The 20,331-nt window shown below is 45.2% G+C and carries 23 protein-coding genes; 9 read left to right on the forward strand and 14 right to left on the reverse strand.

The genetic code is table 11. The features are described 5' to 3' along the window. Positions 1-80: 80 nt before the first annotated feature. Entirely contained in the window at positions 81-311 is a 231-nt protein-coding gene (locus EXG77_RS10520; RefSeq protein WP_012370001.1) for a YneF family protein, read from the reverse strand. A gap of 123 nt (positions 312-434) precedes the next feature. Next, complete coding sequence (gene tkt / locus EXG77_RS10525; RefSeq protein WP_238987945.1) at positions 435-2,405, reverse strand: transketolase; 1,971 nt, start codon at positions 2,403-2,405, stop codon at positions 435-437. A gap of 362 nt (positions 2,406-2,767) precedes the next feature. Between tkt and EXG77_RS10530 the strand changes: the two genes are divergently transcribed. From EXG77_RS10530 to EXG77_RS10540, 3 genes are all read left to right on the forward strand, one after another. Further along, positions 2,768-3,781 (forward strand): LacI family DNA-binding transcriptional regulator, encoded by a 1,014-nt coding sequence (locus EXG77_RS10530; protein ID WP_238987946.1) that lies wholly within the window; start codon positions 2,768-2,770, stop codon positions 3,779-3,781. A gap of 227 nt (positions 3,782-4,008) precedes the next feature. Then, positions 4,009-5,688 carry an alpha-glucosidase gene (locus EXG77_RS10535; protein ID WP_081637415.1) on the forward strand — a complete coding sequence of 560 codons (1,680 nt, stop codon included), beginning with the start codon at positions 4,009-4,011 and terminating at the stop codon, positions 5,686-5,688. Positions 5,689-5,691: 3 nt separating this feature from the next. Further along, the gene (locus EXG77_RS10540; protein WP_035398119.1) at positions 5,692-7,128 is read left to right on the forward strand and encodes a PTS transporter subunit EIIC; all 1,437 of its coding nucleotides are present in this window, start codon (positions 5,692-5,694) and stop codon (positions 7,126-7,128) included. Between the two features lie 75 nt (positions 7,129-7,203). Here the strand turns inward: EXG77_RS10540 and EXG77_RS10545 are convergent, their stop codons facing one another. From EXG77_RS10545 to EXG77_RS10555, 3 genes are all read right to left on the reverse strand, one after another. After that, the gene (locus tag EXG77_RS10545; RefSeq protein WP_035398122.1) at positions 7,204-7,440 is read right to left on the reverse strand and encodes a DUF896 domain-containing protein; all 237 of its coding nucleotides are present in this window, start codon (positions 7,438-7,440) and stop codon (positions 7,204-7,206) included. Positions 7,441-7,553: 113 nt separating this feature from the next. Beyond that, complete coding sequence (locus EXG77_RS10550; protein ID WP_029341251.1) at positions 7,554-8,207, reverse strand: recombinase family protein; 654 nt, start codon at positions 8,205-8,207, stop codon at positions 7,554-7,556. A gap of 45 nt (positions 8,208-8,252) precedes the next feature. Next, positions 8,253-8,540 carry a hypothetical protein gene (locus tag EXG77_RS10555; RefSeq protein WP_023467771.1) on the reverse strand — a complete coding sequence of 96 codons (288 nt, stop codon included), beginning with the start codon at positions 8,538-8,540 and terminating at the stop codon, positions 8,253-8,255. Between the two features lie 211 nt (positions 8,541-8,751). Here EXG77_RS10555 and lexA point away from each other — a divergent pair, with 211 nt between their 5' ends. The 4 genes from lexA (at position 8,752) to glpK (ending at position 12,301) form a co-directional block, all read left to right on the forward strand. After that, the gene (gene lexA, locus EXG77_RS10560) at positions 8,752-9,366 is read left to right on the forward strand and encodes a transcriptional repressor LexA (protein ID WP_023467770.1); all 615 of its coding nucleotides are present in this window, start codon (positions 8,752-8,754) and stop codon (positions 9,364-9,366) included. Positions 9,367-9,397: 31 nt separating this feature from the next. Beyond that, positions 9,398-9,898, forward strand: a complete 501-nt coding sequence (locus tag EXG77_RS10565) for a metal-binding protein (RefSeq protein WP_052017175.1) — start codon at positions 9,398-9,400, stop codon at positions 9,896-9,898. Positions 9,899-10,053: 155 nt separating this feature from the next. Then, positions 10,054-10,755, forward strand: a complete 702-nt coding sequence (locus tag EXG77_RS10570; RefSeq protein WP_023467768.1) for an MIP/aquaporin family protein — start codon at positions 10,054-10,056, stop codon at positions 10,753-10,755. Between the two features lie 43 nt (positions 10,756-10,798). Beyond that, positions 10,799-12,301: a glycerol kinase GlpK gene (gene glpK, locus EXG77_RS10575; protein WP_035398125.1), complete on the forward strand. Its 1,503-nt coding sequence runs from the start codon at positions 10,799-10,801 to the stop codon at positions 12,299-12,301. 188 nt (positions 12,302-12,489) lie between these two features. On the opposite strand, the gene EXG77_RS10580 is transcribed toward glpK, so the two are convergent. The 4 genes from EXG77_RS10580 to dhaK all read right to left on the reverse strand — a co-directional run bounded on the left by EXG77_RS10580 (position 12,490) and on the right by dhaK (position 15,043). Next, the gene (locus EXG77_RS10580; protein WP_052017176.1) at positions 12,490-12,954 is read right to left on the reverse strand and encodes a GNAT family N-acetyltransferase; all 465 of its coding nucleotides are present in this window, start codon (positions 12,952-12,954) and stop codon (positions 12,490-12,492) included. 132 nt (positions 12,955-13,086) lie between these two features. Beyond that, a complete protein-coding gene (dhaM, locus tag EXG77_RS10585; RefSeq protein ID WP_035398127.1) occupies positions 13,087-13,455 on the reverse strand; it encodes a dihydroxyacetone kinase phosphoryl donor subunit DhaM in 369 nt (122 codons plus the stop codon). Beyond that, complete coding sequence (gene dhaL, locus EXG77_RS10590) at positions 13,448-14,050, reverse strand: dihydroxyacetone kinase subunit DhaL (protein WP_035398129.1); 603 nt, start codon at positions 14,048-14,050, stop codon at positions 13,448-13,450. Before dhaL ends, dhaM begins: the two co-directional genes overlap by 8 nt. A 24-nt stretch (positions 14,051-14,074) precedes the next feature. After that, the gene (gene dhaK, locus EXG77_RS10595; RefSeq protein ID WP_023467763.1) at positions 14,075-15,043 is read right to left on the reverse strand and encodes a dihydroxyacetone kinase subunit DhaK; all 969 of its coding nucleotides are present in this window, start codon (positions 15,041-15,043) and stop codon (positions 14,075-14,077) included. 154 nt (positions 15,044-15,197) lie between these two features. Here dhaK and EXG77_RS10600 point away from each other — a divergent pair, with 154 nt between their 5' ends. Continuing rightward, positions 15,198-15,899, forward strand: coding sequence for an AzlC family ABC transporter permease (locus EXG77_RS10600; protein WP_023467762.1), 702 nt, complete (start codon positions 15,198-15,200; stop codon positions 15,897-15,899). After that, the gene (locus EXG77_RS10605) at positions 15,878-16,204 is read left to right on the forward strand and encodes an AzlD domain-containing protein (protein ID WP_023467761.1); all 327 of its coding nucleotides are present in this window, start codon (positions 15,878-15,880) and stop codon (positions 16,202-16,204) included. Before EXG77_RS10600 ends, EXG77_RS10605 begins: the two co-directional genes overlap by 22 nt. 313 nt (positions 16,205-16,517) lie before the next feature. On the opposite strand, the gene EXG77_RS10610 is transcribed toward EXG77_RS10605, so the two are convergent. From EXG77_RS10610 to EXG77_RS10630, 5 genes are all read right to left on the reverse strand, one after another. After that, positions 16,518-16,793, reverse strand: coding sequence for a GNAT family N-acetyltransferase (locus tag EXG77_RS10610; RefSeq protein ID WP_035398130.1), 276 nt, complete (start codon positions 16,791-16,793; stop codon positions 16,518-16,520). Next, entirely contained in the window at positions 16,768-17,004 is a 237-nt protein-coding gene (locus tag EXG77_RS10615) for a (4Fe-4S)-binding protein (RefSeq protein WP_035398132.1), read from the reverse strand. The genes EXG77_RS10610 and EXG77_RS10615 overlap by 26 nt, the downstream gene beginning before the upstream one ends. A gap of 116 nt (positions 17,005-17,120) precedes the next feature. Then, positions 17,121-18,467 carry a type I glutamate--ammonia ligase gene (gene glnA, locus EXG77_RS10620; RefSeq protein WP_023467759.1) on the reverse strand — a complete coding sequence of 449 codons (1,347 nt, stop codon included), beginning with the start codon at positions 18,465-18,467 and terminating at the stop codon, positions 17,121-17,123. Between the two features lie 45 nt (positions 18,468-18,512). Next, positions 18,513-18,911 carry a MerR family transcriptional regulator gene (locus EXG77_RS10625; RefSeq protein ID WP_023467758.1) on the reverse strand — a complete coding sequence of 133 codons (399 nt, stop codon included), beginning with the start codon at positions 18,909-18,911 and terminating at the stop codon, positions 18,513-18,515. A 140-nt stretch (positions 18,912-19,051) separates the two neighbouring features. After that, on the reverse strand, positions 19,052-20,329 hold the full coding sequence (locus EXG77_RS10630; protein WP_035398134.1) for a methionine gamma-lyase family protein: 1,278 nt from the start codon (positions 20,327-20,329) through the stop codon (positions 19,052-19,054). Between the last annotated feature and the right edge of the window lie 2 nt (positions 20,330-20,331).

The following is a 20,331-nucleotide window of genomic DNA, read 5'->3' on the forward strand; positions in this document are numbered from 1 at the left end:
ATAGTCTCACATTTTAGATTAGTTCTCTTTCTAAAAAATAGCAAATAAAAAGGAGACCATTTAGTCCCCTTTCGTACAGCTTATTTTTTAGGTGATTTCATTGAACCACTCATTGAACGCATCACTTGGTTGACTTTCTTTTGTGATGGCTTTTGACCCATTTGCATCATCAATGTCTTAATCATATCTTCGTTGATTGGTGGGTTTTGCTCCAAGTAGTTCATCATGTATCGACGAGCGATATAGAAACCAAGGGCGACACCTGCTACCAAGCAAAGAAGGGCAATTAAAATCCAAATCCATGTAGCCAAGTTGCTTCCTCCTCTAACTTAAAACGTCGCTTTTTACTATACTATAATTCCAATTGTTTGCATAGATGATAATAGATGAAAAACGAGCCCGACGTAAGATCGGACCCGTTTTTCCGGAAAAGATTATCCGAGTTGTTTGACTGTCGCTAAAACGTTCTCAACAGACATGCCGTATTCTTTCAAGAGGAAGTCTCCAGGCGCAGATGCGCCGAAACGATCGATTCCGATGACTTGTCCTTCTGTTCCTACATATTTGTACCAACCGAGCGAAGCGCCTGCTTCGATCGCAACACGTTTCGTGATGTGTTTTGGAAGAACTGATTCTTTATACTCTGCTGACTGCGCTTCAAATACTTCCCATGATGGAAGCGAAACGACAGCTGCTGATTCACCAAGTTCTTTTTGTGCTTCGACAAGAAGGTGAACTTCTGAACCCGTACCGAGCAAGAGCGTGTCGGCTTTCGTGACGTCACCAGCGATGACATAACCGCCTTTTTCTGCGCCTTCCGTCGTTGTGCCTTCAAGTTCAGGAAGACCTTGACGTGTTAAGACAAGAAGTGTCGGTTTGTCTTTCGCTTGAACTGCTGTTTTCCATGCTGCGATCGTCTCTTTTCCGTCTGCTGGGCGGTAGATCGTGACGTTCGGCATTGCACGGAAGCTCATCAAGTGCTCGACTGGCTCGTGTGTTGGACCATCTTCACCGACAGCGATCGAGTCGTGCGTCAAGACGAAAATTGATGGAAGTCCCATTAATGCTGCTAAACGAACTGCTGGACGGAGATAATCCGAGAAGACGAAGAATGTCGCGCCGTAAGGAATGACGCCGCCGTGAAGTGCCATACCGTTGACAGCCGCAGCCATTGCGAATTCACGTACACCGAACCAGATGTTACGACCACTTGGGTCGATATCGAAGTCTGCTTCGCCTTTGAGCATCGTGTTGTTCGATCCTGCAAGGTCAGCTGAACCACCGAACAATGTCGGAACGTTCTTCGCAAGACCGTTCAAGACTTCACCACTCGTTTGGCGTGTCGCTTTTTTCGATGACAAGTCGTACGTTGGAAGATCTGCTTCCCAGTTGCTTGGCAATTCGTTTGCGATCGCGCGAACGAGTTCCGCATGCAATTCCGGGTGAGCTGCTTCGTATTGTTTCATCGTTTCGTTCCATGCGTCTTCCGCAGAAGCACCACGTTGGACGATCCGCTCGTCGAACAATGATTTGACTTCTTCAGGGACGTAGAACTCTTCGTGATCCCATACATAGCTAGCTTTCGTCAATTTGATTTCCGCTTCACCGAGTGGTGCACCGTGAGAAGCCGATTTCCCTGATTTGTTCGGTGAACCGAAGCCGATGACTGTCTTGACTTCGATCAATGTTGGTTTTGTCGTCTCTGCTTGCGCCGCCGCGATTGCTTTCGAAATCGAATCGATATCCGTTCCGTCTTCTACGCGAATGACTTGCCAGTTGTACGCTTCGAAGCGCTTCTGGACGTTTTCAGAGAATGATTTATCGAGATCGCCATCAAGTGAGATATCGTTTGAATCGTACAATACGACCAATTTACCAAGACCAAGGTGACCTGCGAGTGAAGCCGCTTCAGCTGAGACACCTTCCATTAAGTCTCCATCTCCACAAATTCCGTATGTGAAGTGATCGACGACGTTGAGCTCGTCACGGTTGTATTTTGCTTCAAGATGACGTTCTGCCATCGCCATACCAACTGCCATTGCAATCCCTTGACCAAGTGGACCTGTTGTCGCATCTACACCAGCCGTGTGACGGTATTCCGGATGACCTGGTGTTTTTGATCCCCATTGACGGAATGATTTAAGATCATCCATTGATAGATCATATCCCGATAGGTGGAGGAGTGAGTAGAGAAGCATCGAACCGTGTCCGGCTGAAAGTACAAAACGGTCGCGGTTGAACCATTCTGGATTTTTAGGGTTGTGGTTCATATGATCCGCCCAAAGCGAGAATGCCATCGGCGCTGCTCCCATTGGCATACCTGGGTGACCCGAATTCGCCTTTTGTACGGCATCAATCGATAAGGTACGAATCGTATTAATTGCTAATTGTTCTACTGTCGTCATGTTCGTCAAAACAATCATCCTCTCTCTTTTTCACAAATTCCTACTCATTTTAGCATAACCATAAATGTGATACAACTTTATCTAAATAGTATGTCACATTAAAATGAATGCGTTCTCTATTACTGTCCTTCCATCCCTTTCAGGATGTATCATTTCAGATTTGGTTCTAAAATTTTATTTTTATGATGCTAAGATTCCTGCAAAAAGAGATATATATGAGACGAAGTAACATAATGTCCATCCTATTATTTTGAAATATATTTTTCGGAATCAAAAAATAGTAGATTAATTTTTAGGTACTATTTCCTTTAGACTCCTTTCATTCAAAAATAAAAAACTTTGCTATACTGAACATAAAATAAGTGAATACAGGTGATGATATGGCAAATATAAGTGATGTCGCAAAATTATCCGGCTTTTCTAAAACAACGGTATCACGGGTAATCAACGGTTCTCCTCTCGTCAAACCTGAAAAGCGGGCACGTATCTTGCAAGCAATGGAAGAACTCGGATACACTCCAAATCCCTCAGCACGAAAACTTCGAGGTTCCGTGACAACAACAATCGGTGTTCTAGTTCCTAGACTTGTTAATCCATTTTTTGCAGAACTAGTCGATAAAATCGAACAAGAAGCACAACGACATGGATACAACGTTTTAATTTCTCAAAGTAATGAAGAACCTGGAAAAGAACTATCTTTCTTAAATCTTTTAAAAACCAAACAAGTAGATGGCTTGATTTTAACGGCTGTAGTCAATGAATGGGAAAATATACTGCCCTATTTAAAATATGGACCAATCGTTGTATGTAACGAACAAATTGATCAAACGGACGTTGCAGTCGTTCGCCCGGATCAAGCAAAAGGAACTTCTTTAGGCGTTCAACATTTGATTGAACAAGGTCATTCTCAAATCGGCTATTGTACAGGCGGAGATTTTTCTGAAAAAAGTAAAGGTCGTGACAGAAATATTGCTTTCTTGAAAATACTGAAGAAGGCACATCTTCCATTCCACGAGGATTGGATCTTCACTCATCGTCACACTATTTCAGATGGAAAAGATGTTTTTAAAGAATGGTTCAAGCTATCTAATCGACCAACTGCTCTTTTCGCGAACAGCGATGAAGTAGCTTGTGGGATTATCCTTGCTGCTAAAGAACACGGGATTAATATCCCAAAGGAATTGGCGGTGGTTGGATTTGATGATCAACCGATTGCTGAAATCATTACGCCTTCTTTGACGACTATTCATCAGCCTATTCAACAAATGGGGAAACAAGCCGTGCACTGTCTTTTGCAACAATTATCTCCAGAAGATTTCAGTCTAGAAAAAATGGATTCCCTTGATATGAAGTTAATCATTCGTCAATCAACTTAAGCTTTTCAAGAGGAGCTACAGTAATGTACGCTCCTCAAAGAGGAGGAGTTAAAAAAATAGGATTGACAACTAAAATATATATCGCTTATTCTTGATACAAGAAAACGGTTTCATATTTTTTTAAATCAAATTGGAACCGATACCAAATTTTTTTGAGTGTTTCTGGTATCGGTTCCAATAAAATTAAAAGCAAAATTGGTATCGATACCAATAAGGAGGCAGTTTATATGAGCTGGTGGAAAGAGGAAGTCGTGTATCAAATCTATCCTAAAAGTTTTAAGGATCATAACGGAGATGGCATTGGCGATTTAAGAGGTATCACGACTCAATTGGATTACCTCAGCAAACTCGGCATTACGATGATTTGGATTTGTCCCATCTATCAGTCTCCAATGGATGATAACGGATATGATATTTCCGATTACTATACGATTCATCCTGATTTCGGAACAATGAGTGATTTGGACGAATTATTGGCAACAGCAAAAGAATATAACATTAAAATCGTATTGGATTTAGTCGTAAATCATACTTCTGACGAACATGCTTGGTTTCAAGATGTATTAAAGCAGCCTGAGACTAGTCCCTATCGAGATTATTACGTGTTAAAGAAAGGAACAAACGGACAGCCCCCGACCAATTGGCGTTCTGTTTTTGGCGGAAGTGTGTGGGAACCTATTCAAGGAAGCGACCTTTATTACTTCCATTCTTTTGGTGTCAAACAACCTGATTTGAATTGGGAAAACCCGACTCTGCGTGAAGAAATCTACGAAATGATTGAATTTTGGTTACAAAAAGGTCTTTCAGGATTTCGTGTCGATGCTATCACCTTTATAAAAAAAGATCAGACTTTCAGTAACTTACCCGCCGACGGTGTCGATGGTCTCGTCAAATGTACTAAAAAAACACGTAATCAACCTGGAATCGAAATTTTTCTACATGAACTGAAGGAACGTACCTTTGATCGCTATAACTGTGTCACGATTGGTGAGGCGCCTGGTGTTCCTTACGAACAATATGATGATTTCATAGGAGAAAACGGATACTTTTCTATGATTTTCGATTTTCGTTATGCTGATCTCGATGTTGAATCGGGCAGCGAGTGGTTCAAGCGTGTCGATTGGAATGTTAACGATTTTAAACAGATGTTATTCCGTAGCCAAAATAAGTTACAAGAAAGCGGTTGGGCAGCTAACTTTCTCGAGAATCATGATCAAAATCGTTCTATTAGTAAATACATTAAAAATCCGGAAGAGCGTCATTTCTATTCAGCATCTATGCTAGGAGCAATGTACTTTTTCTTACGAGGCACTCCCTTTATTTATCAAGGGCAAGAAATAGGCATGACCAATTTCACCCGTGAATCTATTCATGATTTTGATGATATTTCAAGCATTGATCAATATTACCGCTCCATGCAAGAAGGGCATAGCGAGCAAGAAGCGCTTCACTTCATAAATTTACGTAGCCGAGACAATTCTCGCACTCCGTTTCACTGGACACATCATGAACATGCTGGATTTTCAGATGCGACACCTTGGTTAAAAATGAATGAGAATTATCGTGATATAAATGTTGCTCTGCAAGAACATAGTGCTACGTCTTTACTCAATTTTTATCGTTTAATGATTTCGATTCGTCAGCATAGTGAAGCTAGTGATACGTTGGTTTATGGGGACTTTCTACCACTCTATGAAACGCATCCACACCTTGTCGCATACGAACGAAAACTCGGTGAAGAAGCCGTGATTTGTTATTTTAACTTTTCTAATCAATATATCGACTTGCCTAACGAACCAAAAGGTACTGTGCTACTCGATAATTATCATTTCGTTGATGGTGTCTCAGAAACTCCATCTATCCTACGCCCTTATCATGCTCTCTTACTTCATCGGAAAGAAGGCTAAACCATGAAGAAATCAGACCAATATCAAACCATTGCCGAGCAAATTCTTCAAGAAATCGGATTAGAAAACATCGAATCTTACACGCATTGTGCTACACGTCTTCGATTTTCTGTAAAGGACCGTTCCCTCATCCATGATGAAAGAATCGAGCAAATTGCAGAGGTAAAGGGTGTGTTCTATAATGCTGGACAGTATCAAGTCATCCTTGGTACCGGCATCGTCAATAAAGTTTATGCCGCTTTAAGTGAATTAAACATTGAAACCCTTGCATCAGATGAAGAATCCTCTTCATCTGATAAGGGACTTCGACGTGCTGTCCGTACACTCGCAGATATCTTTATCCCGATCATTCCTATCATTGCCGCTACAGGACTCTTTTTAGGATTAAAAGGAGTAGTGTTCAGTGATATCGTATTAGGTTGGTTCGGTTTAACATTAAAAGAAATTCCAAGCTATGTACCGACCCTCGTATCTGTTTTGACTGATACTGCTTTTGCATTCTTACCTGCTTTAATTTGTTGGTCCGCTTTTAAAAAATTTGGTGGAATGCCGATTATTGGATTTATTGTTGGTTTAATGCTCGTATCACCTGCTTTACCAAATGCCTATGCTGTTGCAGATGTCAATAGCGGTGTGGATCCAATTCTTGCATTCGGCGTTATTCCAGTCGTTGGTTATCAAGGAAGCGTCTTAACTGCTTTGGTCATTGGTATATTAGGAGCAAAATTTGAAAAATGGTTACGGCGAATCATGCCAAATGCACTTGATTTGATATTTACTCCGTTTTTTGTATTATTAGGTTCAATGATATTGGGATTACTTGTACTAGGTCCTCTTTTGCATATTCTAGAGAATGGTCTGATTACTCTCGTGACGATGTTAATTGGAATGCCTTTTGGTCTTGGAGGCTTGCTGATTGGTTTTATGTATCCGCTTGCAGTCATGACTGGAATGCATCATTTATTCATTGCTATCGAAACGACGCTACTTGCAAATACAGGATTTAACCCACTAATCACTTTATGCGCCATGTATGGATTTTCAAATGCTGGTACGGCGCTCGGTATTACATTACGCGCAACAAAAAGTACAGTACGGGTTGCTGGTATGAGTGCCACACTCACGCAATTATTAGGAGTTAGTGAACCTGCATTGTTTGGGATTGTCATGCGATATAGTATGAAACCTTTATATGTTATGATTGCGTGTTCTGCTTTGGGTGGTACTCTTCTTTCGCTCTTACAGATTAAGGCCAACTCTTACGGTCTAGCTGTTATTTTATCTCCTTTAATGTACATTTATGAATGGAATCAACTTTTAGCTTATTTAATCGTATCGGTCTTAACCTTTGTTGCTGCACTCACCATCACTTACTTTTTCGCAGTTCCTAAATCAGTTTTGGTTGCGGAACCACAAAAAGTAACTTCCAAGATATCTTGATATCAGCTGAAAACAATAAAATAGCCTTCTATATTAGACACCTACTTCTCGGGTGGTCCTATAGAAGGCTATTTTTTATTGTTTATTCCGTTCTTCTTCTTGTGCTTGTTTTAATTTCTCAGGTGTTACGTCTGTGCCCTCTTCATCGACGATCTTCATGCCCATGAGTTGGTTTTTGAACGATCCACGGAATGCTGCGAGATACGCTGCACGTAACTCTTTTTGCTCTGCCGTTTCGGCTTCTGATAACGGCTCGACTTTTGATTTATTCGCTAATGCATTGATTCGATCTAATTGTTCTTGTGATAACATGGAATCCCTCTTTCTGTACGACTCAAACTTGAGTTGTTCAATTGTATCCTTACTTTAAAAGAGGCTATAAAAAAAAGCAAGTTAACCGCGTCAGTCGACGGATAACTTGCTCTTCATTCCGGGCTAGGTGTCAGTTCGCGGTATTCAAGATATCGACGATTGACCGTTGCTTTTGAAATATCATGTCCCATCCCACGCAAGGTGATGGCGATATCTGAAAACGTCAGTCCGAGCTCTCGAAGACGTACGATTTCTTCGATCGGTACGTCCTTTCGACTACGCCCAGCGTTCTCTCCTTGGCGATTCAGATTTCGTTCCGGGCGAAAGCCTTGTTCAACAGCTCGCCGCATGCCGCGCGCGATTTTTGCGTTATGCAGTTTCCGTTGATATTCTTCCACCAGTGAGACAATCTCAAGGACCATTGCTTCTGCATCCGCAAGCTGGTATTCTCCATCGGAATCAAGTGTCATCAACCGAACACCGTGCTTCTTAAACGTGTGCAAAATAGCGATTTTCGCATTCCCTCGACCAATCCGTGTGTCATCTGTCACGAGGACCGCATCTACCGCATCACGTGTTACATGATCAAGAACCGTCAGCATCCCTTCCCGATCGACGTCATATCCACTCTCTTTTTCAGAGACGACATCCACGACATCAAAACCCTTTTGAGACGCGACCTTCGAAAGCTCCATCCGTTGGCGTTCAATCGAACTATCTTGTGCTTCTTTTTCGGTCGACACCCGACAATAAATCACGACCTTCATCGTACCTCACATCCCTGTTCGTTCTTTCACAACTTTTCCATTTTGTCATTGTTGTGCGATTGGTACAACGATTTTGCTTTTTGAGATGACGTGTTTTGTTTCAACATCATTATTTTTTATCAACCAATTGACGTACTCTTCATCTGACATCGAACCATCATTGTAGACTTCAGCGATTTGTTCGACTGTAGCGTTCTCATCGACCGTAACGGAAGCTGTCATCAGTTGCGCCACTTTTTCATCCGGGCGTGGTGTGAGTAAAAAGATCACGAAGGCAATACTTAATGCATAGAAGAGAATTGAAAAAGCATGAGTACGAATCGTATGAATCATCATGAATCCCTCCAAATATGAAATGAATGAGTTAGAATAAATGTTCGCGGAACAATTGTTCGCATAACTCATAATAAACACAGAACCCGTGTTCGGTCAACACAAAATGTCGAACAATTGTTTGTACGCTCATTTGTTCTATGTTATAGTGAATCTAGAAACATATATTCTTACATTTCAAACTTCAATCCAGAAAGAGGTGGCAATTCGTATGCGGAAAATGTCTAAGCGCCAACAAGAGATTCTCGACTACATCGTCTCTGAAGTGAAACTGAAGGGGTATCCACCATCAGTTCGTGAAATCGGAGAAGCAGTCGGACTCGCGTCTAGCTCGACGGTACACGGTCATTTGGATCGACTCGAGAAACGGGGAATGATTCGCCGTGACCCGACGAAACCACGTGCGATTGAGATATTGCTTGATAAGCCTGAAGAAATCACGGAAGCCATCGTCCATGTTCCCGTCATCGGGAAAGTCACAGCGGGTCTTCCGATTACAGCGATTGAAAACATCGAAGAACAGTTCCCGCTCCCTGCGCATTATGTAGGAAATGAGACGGTCTTCATGTTGACGATCGATGGTGAATCGATGATTAACGCAGGTATTCTTGACGGCGATCGTGTCATCGTGCGCCAACAAAACACAGCAGAAAACGGAGAAATCGTCGTAGCTATGACCGAAGATAGCGAAGCGACGGTGAAACGGTTCTTCTTAGAAGATCAACAGGTACGTCTACAACCAGAAAATGACTCGATGGATCCGATGTATTTCGATAATGTCTCCATTCTTGGTAAGGTAATCGGCGTGTATCGGACGATTCATTGACGGAGGGACCAGTTACGACTGGTCTTTTTTCATGCCTTCAGGAAATGTACATGATACCGTCAATACCGTCGCACTGACGGGTTACGTTGCGTATTCGGTCGCAACGCAACAAACCGATTGGTTACCAACCGCCATCGGTATCGCTGTCGGTACGCTTTGGTTGTCACCCGACCTCGATTTAAAGTCAGAACCGTATTATCGCTTTGGACCATTTCGAGTCCTTTGGATGCCGTACGTCAAAATCATGCCCCACCGCTCGATCTGGTCGCATGGACTGATCATCGGAGATATTATTCGGCTTCTTTATAGTGCCGCGATTCTGATTCCGCTACTATTTTTAAGTCTATATTTTCAGGTTCTTGATTCTGCTACGATTGATTCGTGGTTCGCTTCCTTGCCTGCATTCGTCGTCGGTATCATGGTGGCAAGTACGATTCATATCCTACTAGATTATTCCAGCAGTTGGTTTCGACCTAAAAAAAGAAAAAACGTCGTCGGTAACACCTCTTTTGCTTGCTTGCAAGCAGAATGAGGTGTTTTCTTATCCACTTTTTCGTATCTTTAAACATCAAAATAAAAAATTTCCATTCCTATATTTCAATTATATGTATTGAAAACGTTCTCAATTCGGAGTAATTTAAAGTAGAAAGGCCATTATCTGCTTTAATCCAAAGGGAGGGTTTTTGCATGAATAACTTTGTATTGGAAATGATCGGTACGATGATCCTCATCCTGCTCGGGGATGGAGTCGTCGCCGGTGTCGTCTTGAAAAAGACGAAATCGGAAAACAGCGGATGGATCGTCATCACGTTCGCTTGGGGTCTTGCCGTCATGACAGCAGCATTCGTCGCTGCTGAAAGTGGAGCACACTTGAACCCCGCATTGACGATCGCACTTGCTTTGAACTCTGACCTACCGTGGGCAGACGTTCCGATCTACATTGCCGGACAACTTGTCGGAGCTTTCATCGGCGCCATTCTCGTTTGGCTTCATTACATGAAACATTTTGAAGCGACTGATGATCAAGCTGCAAAACTCGGTGTGTTCGCAACAGGTCCAGCGATTCGTCATACGCCGTCGAACTTGATTTCTGAGATCATCGGGACATTTGTTCTCGTCTTCGGTATCTTGGCACTTGGTTTAACAACGTTCGGAGATGGCTTAAAACCACTCATCGTCGGTTTACTCGTCGTCGTCATCGGTCTCTCGCTCGGTGGTACAACAGGGTATGCCATCAACCCGGCTCGTGACCTTGGACCGCGTATCGCGCACGCTATCCTACCGATTCCGAATAAAGGTTCATCTGACTGGGGCTATTCATGGATTCCTGTCGTCGGTCCGATCATCGGTGGAGCGATTGCCGTGTTCATCTATCAATTGATCTACTAAGATCACATCTCACTAACACATACCGCTCAAGGGGGATTTCGAAATGGAAAACAAGTATATCCTAGCACTCGACCAAGGTACGACAAGCTCACGTGCGATCATCTTCGATCACGATGGGAAAATCGTCAACTCGGCACAACGGGAATTCAAACAGTACTTCCCACAACCAGGCTGGGTCGAGCATGATGCAAACGAAATCTGGGGTTCGATTCTTGCCGTCATGGCCGAAGCACTCGGGACAGCAGATATCAAACCTGAGCAAATCGCTGGAATCGGCATCACGAACCAACGTGAAACGACGGTCGTCTGGAACAAAGAAACAGGTAAACCGGTCTATCACGCACTCGTTTGGCAATCGCGTCAAACGTCTGGTATTTGTGACGACTTAAAAGAACAAGGTTTGAACCAGAAGTTCCGCGATAAAACAGGACTTCTGATTGATGCCTACTTCTCTGGAACGAAAGTCAAATGGATCCTCGATAATGTCGAAGGTGCGCGTGAGCAAGCAGAGAACGGTGAATTGCTCTTCGGTACGATCGATACGTGGCTCGTTTGGAAACTGTCTGGTGGAAAAACGCACATCACGGACTACACGAACGCTTCACGAACATTGATGTATAACATCTACGAACAAAAATGGGATGAAGAGTTACTCGATATCCTAGGTGTTCCTGCTTCGATGTTGCCAGAAGTTCGTCAGTCGAGTGAAGTCTACGACAAAACGGTACCGTATCACTTCTTCGGTTACGAAGTGCCAATCGCTGGTATTGCGGGTGACCAACAAGCAGCACTCTTCGGTCAAACGTGCTTCGAAGCGGGTGAAGGGAAAAACACATACGGAACAGGGTGTTTCATGCTCATGAACACAGGTGAGAAAGCCGTTTCTTCTGATCATGGACTCTTGACGACGATCGCTTGGGGCGTCGATGGAAAAGTGGAATATGCGCTGGAAGGTTCTATCTTCGTCGCTGGTTCTGCGATCCAGTGGCTCCGTGATGGACTTCGGATGCTGAAAAATGCGAAAGATTCAGAAGGTTACGCAACGAAAGTCGACTCAACAGACGGTGTTTATGTCGTTCCTGCCTTCGTTGGTCTTGGTGCGCCATACTGGGATTCAGATGTACGCGGGGCAATCTTCGGATTAACACGCGGAACAGATAAGGAACACTTCGTTCGTGCAACGCTTGAATCACTCGCTTATCAAACACGTGATGTGTTGACAGCGATGGAACAAGATTCTGGTATCGAACTGAAGACACTTCGTGTCGACGGTGGTGCAGTAGCGAACAACTTCTTGATGCAGTTCCAATCGGACATCCTCGGCGTTCCTGTCGATCGTCCAGAAATCAACGAAACGACAGCACTTGGTGCAGCCTACCTTGCTGGATTAGCTGTTGGTTACTGGAAAGATAAAGCGGAGATCAAAAAACAATGGAAGCTGGATCACCAGTTCAAACCAGAGATGAAAGAAGACGATCGTGAACAACGCTATGCCGGATGGCAAAAAGCAGTGGAAGCGACAATGGTCTTCAAACCATCAAAATAAAACAATTGACCCGGTCCCTTTTGCAGAGGGACCGGGTTTTCACTGTCTTATAGAAACTACAATATAATCATTCTTCTAACACCAGACTCAGACTAGAATGTACCACCGCAGCACATACATCATAATTCTTTGTGCTACTCATTCGCATAGAAGAGGTCCCACGTATTCCCCTCAACATATAATGTGGATCACTCATTTTTCTCTAGCATGATCATGTCGATTGCCTGTATTCCGTTCTCCCAGATTTCCTCTGGATACGACCGAAAAAAATCTTTTTTTATGTCGTATAGCCGGAAACCAAGCTTTTGGTAGAAAGCTAAATTATCAATACTCGAATTAGCCGTTCCTACGATGAAATGATGATACTCTTGTTCCTTATATTGTTCGAGCGTTAATGAGATGATCCTCTTTCCTAACCCTTGACCCTGGTGTTCTTTTTTGATGGCAACGTTTTTTATCTCCATTGTATCTTGATTAATTTTGGTCATAACAATAACACCTACTACATGCCCAGATGAATCTTCGAGATAATACAGGTCACCGTTAGGTAAGTATTCATAAATCTTATCGATAGATTCATCAGCCAGTAATAATAAGTGGATGAATGTCTGCTTTTTGATTTCAGTGTCTGCTTTCCTTAACGTATAACTCAAGAACTCACCTCATGGTTTACATTCTTTTACTGTCCTATTTATGTACATGCATTATGATTACAATTTTCATACCACCATTTCATTCAGATATGAAAGAATCCCCATTGCATTGAAGCAAGGGGGATTTGATCCTTATTTGCTAAACTCTTTTTTCAATCCGTCTTCAATCTCATCAACGGATTTCGACTGTCCGCTAAGAACAGCCGCTAAAAACGCGCCTTCGACGAGTGGTGCGTCGATAAACCGAACCGTCCGTTCGCCACTGTATAGTTCAAGGGCCAATTCCGTATTCATCGTCGCAGAACCGATATCCGTTAAAACGACTCCATCGTCGTCTAGTGTATTCAGTGTTTCTTCGATGCGCGTCGCGTCCGTTCCGATGCTACCGTCCTCAAGACCTGCTGCTATTAAGACTGGTGTATCCGGCGCCATCTCTGCCAGCAGTTCCTTTAGTCCAGCTGCAAGTTTTTCACTATGGGAAACGAGTACAAGATTAACCATGAAGCACCTCCGCGATTTCGCCGAGTAACAAAGCACTCGATAGACTACCTGGGTCCTGGACGCCTTCCGTCGCTTCACCGAAGTAAGACGCACGACCTTTCGTTGCGATGCGCGCTTTCGTATCAGCAAGCGCTTGATCGATTGCCGCTTTCAAATCCCCTTCTTGCGAGAGCGCCTCTTGGAACGGTGTCCAGATATCGACCATCGTTTTTTGACCGAATTCCGATTTCCCACGCGATTTGATGCCTTCCGTCGCTTCATGGAAAGCATCCGCGAGTTCTGCACCTTCCACTTCTGTTTTCCCTTTGAACGCACCAGCGAACTTAACGAATGCTGTGCCGTACAAAGGACCGGATGCTCCACCGACCGTCTTGATCAGCGTCATCCCGACCTCTTTCGATAAAGCTCCTAAGTCCTCATACTCGCCGTGTTCTTCTAACGTCTTTTGGACTGCTTGGAAGCCACGTGACATATTGATCCCGTGGTCCCCGTCACCGATTTCCCGGTCAAGGTCCGTCAATTCATCCTTGTGCTGGTCAATCTGTTCCGCTGCTTTGATGAGCGCGCTTCGTAACTGTTCCGTCGTCAACTTCATCTTTGTACACCCCGTTTATCTAAATTAGAATCCAATCGCTTTCGTTTCTGCATCGAGATACCCAAGCAGTTCATCATCCACTGGTAAGAGCGTGATTGAGAATCCGTGCATCTCGAGCGACGTCATATAGTTTCCAACGAACGAACGGGCAATCTCGTAACCGTGTGCCTGAAGTTCTTCCGCGACGTATTTATACGTGATATACAGTTCGGATTCTGGCGTTCCACCCATCCCATTCACCATGACGGCGACTTTTTTGTCTGGTACCTCTTTTGTCAGACGATCGAGCAACTCTTTGACGATCGCATCAACGGAAGCGACTGCTTTTCGTTCAAGTCCTTTTTCACCATGGATCCCGATTCCGATTTCCATCTCGTCATCATGCAACTCAAAGCCTGGTTTGCCACTCTCTGGCATGTAACATGGTGAGAGTGCCATTCCGATCGAACGAACGCCCTGGATGACTTTTTCCGCGACTGCTTTGACTTCACTCAGTGATTTCCCTTCTGCAGCCGCAGCTCCGGCAATCTTATGGACGAAGACCGTTCCCGCAACCCCACGACGATCCTCTTCCTTTTTGATCGCGATGTCATCATTGACGACGACCGTGTCGACTTCGATGTCCTCGAGTTCAGCGAGTTCCTTCGCCATATCGAAGTTCATGACATCACCCGAGTAGTTCTTGACGACGAGTAAGACACCTTTTCCACCATGGGCTGCCTTGATGCCTTCGAGCACCATATCCGGTGTCGGTGACGTGAAGACTTCCCCACAAACAGCCGCAGCAAGCATACCGTCCCCAACGAATCCAGCATGTGCGGGTTCATGCCCACTTCCCCCACCAGAAACGAGTCCGACTTTTCCATCAAGCGGCACTTTCCGTGCGACGACATTAACACCTTCGACCTTTTTATACAAATCAGGGTGAGCTAGTACGAGTCCGTCGACCATGTCTGAAACGAACCGGTTTGAATCTTTCATTAATTTGTGCATGAAAAACGCTCCTTTACCTAACTGATTTTGCCGTACCACTTAGTCTTTACCACCAAATCAAGTCGAATATGTCGAAAAAAATGATGAAAATATTGACCAGTTGGTGACGATATTCCGCATGAGTGCTATGCTCTTAAAAAAGAGGAGGAATCGAATGTCATCAGCCTTTCAAGCAGGCGTCCGTGCCTGTCTACCCACTGTCCTCGGATATATCGGCATCGGTTTTTCAGCTGGGATCGTCGGTCGTGCCTCCGGCTTATCCCCTCTTGAAGTCGGATTCATGTCCGTCTTCATCTATGCCGGCGCCGCTCAGTTCATCATTACGAGTCTCTTACTATTAAATGGTCCTGCTTCTGCCATCATTCTGACGACGTTCATCGTCAATCTCAGGCACTTGTTAATGAGTCTGACGCTTGCGCCACATGTTGAGACACGTCATCTCCGCGACCGCCTCGGTACCGGAACGCTACTGACGGATGAGTCGTTCGCTGTCGCGATGAACACTGCGCAAAAAGGGAAGCTCTCCCCGTCCTTCATGCATGGCTTGAATCTGACTGCTTACTTCAGCTGGATCGTCGCAACCGTTCTCGGCGCCCTTGTCGGCAGCTGGTTCCCTGATCCCGAGCGCTTCGGTCTCGATTTTGCCCTGACAGCGATGTTCATCGGCTTATTGTACTTACAGTTTGAAGGGGAACGTTCCCGTATTGCCGTGAATAGTTGCCTTTTACTGATTGTCTTACTATTGCTTTACATAACCATGCGCTACTTTTCTCCAGAAGTCGCCGTTCTTTGCGCGACGCTCGGTGGTGCAAGTATAGGAGTCGTGATCACACGATGGAAATCCGCCCGGAATTAATTGCTCTTTTTTTAGCTTGTGGACTCGTCACATGGATTCCACGCGTCTTACCGTTTCTCGTCCTTCATGGACTGACGTTACCGCGCCTCGTAACAGAATGGCTCTCGTTCATTCCGGTCTGCCTGCTCGGTGCCCTTTTCTTTCAAAATCTTCTCATCGCTCAAGATGAGGCGTTTCCGACGGTTTCGACGCTTCATGTCTTCGCCGCCCTCCCGACCATGGCGGTCGCGATTTTCAGTAAAAGTTTATCCTGGACGGTCGTGACTGGTGTTGTCACGATGGCGTTTCTACGATTGTATCTATAAGCAAGTCATTCATCTTTAGCCTATTTCGATGTATCTCTTGTGTTATCCTTATAATAGAAATAAATGGATAGTGAAGGGGGTCCTGATATGCCAAATAAGCAGTTCATACCCTATTTGATATTGCTGTGCGTCATTTTTATAATCGCGAGTCAAATGGATCTGCCTTATCTGCTAAAACAAGGATTGATTGTGTTGTACGTCATCGCCTATTTCGGCACGCTGATGGTTTCTCGCAAAATGAAAGTTAGGGATCATAAACAATGACTCGAAAAAATCTCCTCTGGTCTTGAGAGACTAGAGGAGATTTTTGTGTTCACGTATTTGCTTGTACGTCCTGATAATCGGATTGATGTTCAAACTCTTTTTTCGCAAACGGACATAACGGTAACAGCTTGACATTTGCTTCTCGTGCCCAGTTGACGATCTCGGCAACGAGTTGTTCCCCGATCTGTTGATTGCGGTGCGCGGGATCGACGTATGTGTGATCAATGATCCACATGCCGTTGTTCGTATCGCTGTAAGTGATTTCCCCAATCACTTCCCCTTCCTGATGGGCTTCGATTTTACGTTCCGCTCGTTTCAGCTCCATTTGCTTCCCTCCGTTCGTAAGATAAGGCGCCGCTCGGACAACCGTCGACGACCCGCATGACATCGTCCACTGGTGCCCCGTCCGCTTCAATCCACGGACGCCGCTTGACATCAAAGACAGTTGGTAGACTTTGTACACAATGACCAGAGTGAATGCAGACTTCCGAATCAAAATAGACCGTGATCTCTTTGCCTTCATATCCTTTTTTCATGATGTATCGTCTCCCTTTCTTTGTACTCTTGTATCTTTCCACATCCTTGACTCAATCCCTGTCTGCGCTATGAAAAAAGCACTTCCGGACAGAAGTCCGAAAGTGCTTGAGTTGGATTAGAACAAGACCATGTACTGATCGCGTTCCCATTCCGTGACTTGCGTCCGGAACATATCCCATTCGATTTCTTTCAATTCAACGAAGTGCTCTGCGATGTGATCGCCGAGAGCGTGCATGACGACGTCATCCGCTTTCAAGACTTCGAGTGCGTGGCTGAGTGTTGATGGAAGATCATCAATTCCGTTTGCAACGCGTTCCGGTTTGTCCATGACGTAGATGTTGCGGTCGATTGGAGCCGGTGCTTTCAAGTTGTTCTTGATTCCATCAAGACCTGAAGCGAGCAATGTCGCAAGCGCAAGGTACGGGTTCGCTGCTGGATCGACTGAACGAACTTCGATCCGAGTCGAGAGTCCACGTGCTGCAGGAACACGGACGAGTGGTGAACGGTTACGCGCTGACCATGCGACGTAGCAAGGTGCTTCGTAGCCAGGAACAAGACGTTTGTATGAGTTGACTGTCGGGTTACAAACCGCTGTGAACGCACGAGCGTGTTTGAGGATACCTGCCGTGAAAGCACGTGCATCATCCGACAATTGCATGTCTTCGTTGCCTTCATCGAAGAAGACGTTCTCGTTGCCTTTGAAGAGCGACATGTTCGCGTGCATGCCTGATCCGTTGACACCGAAGAGTGGTTTTGGCATGAATGTCGCGTGCAAGTTGTGCTTCGCAGCAATCGTCTTGACGACGAGTTTGAACGTTTGGATGTTATCCGCTGTCGTGATTGCATCCGCATATTTGAAGTCGATTTCGTGTTGACCTGGAGCAACTTCGTGGTGTGATGCTTCGATTTCAAAGCCCATGTTCTCGAGCTCGATGACGATCTCTTTACGGCAGTTTTCACCGAGGTCGACTGGTGCGAGGTCGAAGTATCCACCTTGGTCGTTCAATTCAAGTGTCGGACGACCTTTTTCATCTTTCTTGAAGAGGAAGAATTCTGGCTCTGGTCCAACGTTGAATGATGAGAAACCGAGCTCTTCCATCTCTTTAAGTACCCGTTTGAGCTGACCACGTGGGTCTCCTGCGAACGGCGTGCCATCCGGATTGTGGATGTCACAGATTAAACGTGCAACTTTCCCTGTTCCATCTTCTGTCCATGGGAAGACGACCCATGTGTTCAAGTCTGGGAAGAGATACATATCTGATTCTTCGATCCGGACGAATCCTTCGATCGATGAACCATCGAACATCATTTTGTTATCAAGTGCTTTTTCCAATTGGCTTACTGGAATCTCAACGTTCTTGATCGTTCCGAGGATATCTGTGAACTGTAAGCGAATGAAGCGTACATCCTCAGCTTTAGCGATTTTCAAAATGTCTTCTCGTGTAATGTTGCGACGTGTCATGTGACAAATCCCCTCTCCGATTCGTTTTTATATGGTTACAGGTCCTTACTTGAAGAAACGCCCGAGCTCACCTTGGATGAGCGACGTCTTTCCATGTCGTCCTGCTTCCTTCAATTCATTTTTCAGGAGTTTATACAATTCGCCGTCAGATAGTTCCGGGCGCGTCTCGACGACGCTCTCCGCAACGCGTTCGCGTTTGACAAGATCGTTTTCAAAAATCAATTTGATCCCTGCGATATTCAGTCCCTGATCCAGGTATTCCTTGATCGACAACAAGCGATCGACATCGTTGAACGAATAGAGGCGACGCTTCGTCTCTGTCCGCTCCGGTTTGATCAGTCCTTGTTCTTCGTAGTATCGGATCTGGCGGGCAGATAACGCGGTCAACTCTTGAACGACTCCGATGGGAAATAGTGGCTTGGACTGGCGTGATGAGTCTGCCATGTGGTTCCTCCTTTTTCCTTACTCCATGAGAATAAACCTCTGTCAGGCAACTTGTCAAGCGATGTGAGAAAAGTTAACACAACTTTTTTAATCACTTTACATGAAGTCGTTCAGAGGTCTTTTCACGAGATATTCTAGTATTAAACGTTTTTTTCTGGAATTAATTGTTTTTCCATCAAGTGATTGACGGCTGAGATGATGGCTATCTTGACGTGGCTATACGTCAAACCACCTTGGACGTATGCGGTATAGGGCGCACGGATCGGACCATCCGCTGATAACTCGATCGATGATCCTTGTACAAAAGTCCCTGCTGCCATGATGACATCGTCCGCATAGCCCGGCATATAATCCGGAATCGGTAACGCATGTGCATTGACGGGTGAAGCGGCTTGAATCGCCTGACAGAAGGCAATCATCGGCTCTGGCGCATGAAACGAGACCGATTGAATCAAATCCGTCCGCTCTGCCGTATGATGAGGTGCCGTGTCAAAGCCAAACTGACCAAGCATGCTCGACGTGAACATCGCGCCCATCAACGCTTGGCTCACCGTATGTGGTGCCATATAGAAGCCTTGGTACATATCCGGAAGTGCGGATAACGATGGACCGGCTTCGGCGCCAATCCCTGGTGTCGTCATCCGGAATGACGCTCGTTCAATCAAATCAGTCCGACCGACTAGATAACCGCCAGTCTTCGCAAGTCCACCACCCGGATTCTTAATCAACGATCCTGCCATCAAGTCCGCCCCGACGTGTGTCGGTTCGATCGTCTCGACGAACTCACCGTAGCAGTTATCGACGAAGATCAGTACGTGCGGATGAACGGCTTTGATGGCAGCAATCGCTTCTCCGATCTCGTTGACCGGCAGACTACGTCGTGTCGCATAGCCTTTTGAACGCTGAATCCCGACGACCTTCGTCTGTAGTGTGATCCGTTCGAGAACGGCCGGTACGTCGATCGTCTCGGCGTTTTTCATCTCGACGACATCATACTGGACGCCCAGTTCCTTTAATGAACCGCGTCCGTCACCACGAATTCCGACGATCTCTTCAAGCGTGTCGTATGGTTTTCCTGTGATATAGAGCAATTCGTCTCCTGGCAATAACAAACCGAACAACGCGATACCGATTGCATGGGTTCCGCTGATGATTTGCGGACGACAAAGACCGGCTTCCGCACCGAAGACATCAGCATAGATCCGTTCGAGCGTATCGCGTCCTTCATCGTTGTAGCCGTAACCTGTTGACGGCATGAAGTGAAAATCACTGACCTTGTGACGTCGGAACGCATCGAGGACGCGGAATTGATTGTATTCCGCGACCTCTTGCGCTTTCTTGACGTACGGGGCGATCTGTTCCTCCGCCCGGTCAATGAGCGGACGGAGCGTTTCGTAATGGGTTAATTCTGAAAACATGT

This window comes from Exiguobacterium sp. OS-77, assembly GCF_000414195.2.
Taxonomy (GTDB): Bacteria; Bacillota; Bacilli; order Exiguobacteriales; family Exiguobacteriaceae; genus Exiguobacterium_A; species Exiguobacterium_A indicum.

Bases quoted from the DNA above. Each gene is read 5' to 3' on its own strand.
- tkt (WP_238987945.1), bottom strand. From the start codon at position 2,405: ATGACGACAGTAGAACAATTAGCAATTAATACGATTCGTACCTTATCG.
- EXG77_RS10535 (WP_081637415.1), top strand. From the start codon at position 4,009: ATGAGCTGGTGGAAAGAGGAAGTCGTGTATCAAATCTATCCTAAAAGT.
- EXG77_RS10540 (WP_035398119.1), top strand. From the start codon at position 5,692: ATGAAGAAATCAGACCAATATCAAACCATTGCCGAGCAAATTCTTCAA.
- EXG77_RS10545 (WP_035398122.1), bottom strand. From the start codon at position 7,440: ATGTTATCACAAGAACAATTAGATCGAATCAATGCATTAGCGAATAAA.
- EXG77_RS10550 (WP_029341251.1), bottom strand. From the start codon at position 8,207: ATGAAGGTCGTGATTTATTGTCGGGTGTCGACCGAAAAAGAAGCACAA.
- EXG77_RS10555 (WP_023467771.1), bottom strand. From the start codon at position 8,540: ATGATTCATACGATTCGTACTCATGCTTTTTCAATTCTCTTCTATGCA.
- lexA (WP_023467770.1), top strand. From the start codon at position 8,752: ATGCGGAAAATGTCTAAGCGCCAACAAGAGATTCTCGACTACATCGTC.
- EXG77_RS10565 (WP_052017175.1), top strand. From the start codon at position 9,398: ATGCCTTCAGGAAATGTACATGATACCGTCAATACCGTCGCACTGACG.
- EXG77_RS10570 (WP_023467768.1), top strand. From the start codon at position 10,054: ATGAATAACTTTGTATTGGAAATGATCGGTACGATGATCCTCATCCTG.
- glpK (WP_035398125.1), top strand. From the start codon at position 10,799: ATGGAAAACAAGTATATCCTAGCACTCGACCAAGGTACGACAAGCTCA.
- dhaM (WP_035398127.1), bottom strand. From the start codon at position 13,455: ATGGTTAATCTTGTACTCGTTTCCCATAGTGAAAAACTTGCAGCTGGA.
- dhaL (WP_035398129.1), bottom strand. From the start codon at position 14,050: ATGAAGTTGACGACGGAACAGTTACGAAGCGCGCTCATCAAAGCAGCG.
- dhaK (WP_023467763.1), bottom strand. From the start codon at position 15,043: ATGCACAAATTAATGAAAGATTCAAACCGGTTCGTTTCAGACATGGTC.
- EXG77_RS10600 (WP_023467762.1), top strand. From the start codon at position 15,198: ATGTCATCAGCCTTTCAAGCAGGCGTCCGTGCCTGTCTACCCACTGTC.
- EXG77_RS10605 (WP_023467761.1), top strand. From the start codon at position 15,878: ATGGAAATCCGCCCGGAATTAATTGCTCTTTTTTTAGCTTGTGGACTC.
- EXG77_RS10610 (WP_035398130.1), bottom strand. From the start codon at position 16,793: ATGGAGCTGAAACGAGCGGAACGTAAAATCGAAGCCCATCAGGAAGGG.
- EXG77_RS10615 (WP_035398132.1), bottom strand. From the start codon at position 17,004: ATGAAAAAAGGATATGAAGGCAAAGAGATCACGGTCTATTTTGATTCG.
- glnA (WP_023467759.1), bottom strand. From the start codon at position 18,467: ATGACACGTCGCAACATTACACGAGAAGACATTTTGAAAATCGCTAAA.
- EXG77_RS10625 (WP_023467758.1), bottom strand. From the start codon at position 18,911: ATGGCAGACTCATCACGCCAGTCCAAGCCACTATTTCCCATCGGAGTC.
- EXG77_RS10630 (WP_035398134.1), bottom strand. From the start codon at position 20,329: ATGTTTTCAGAATTAACCCATTACGAAACGCTCCGTCCGCTCATTGAC.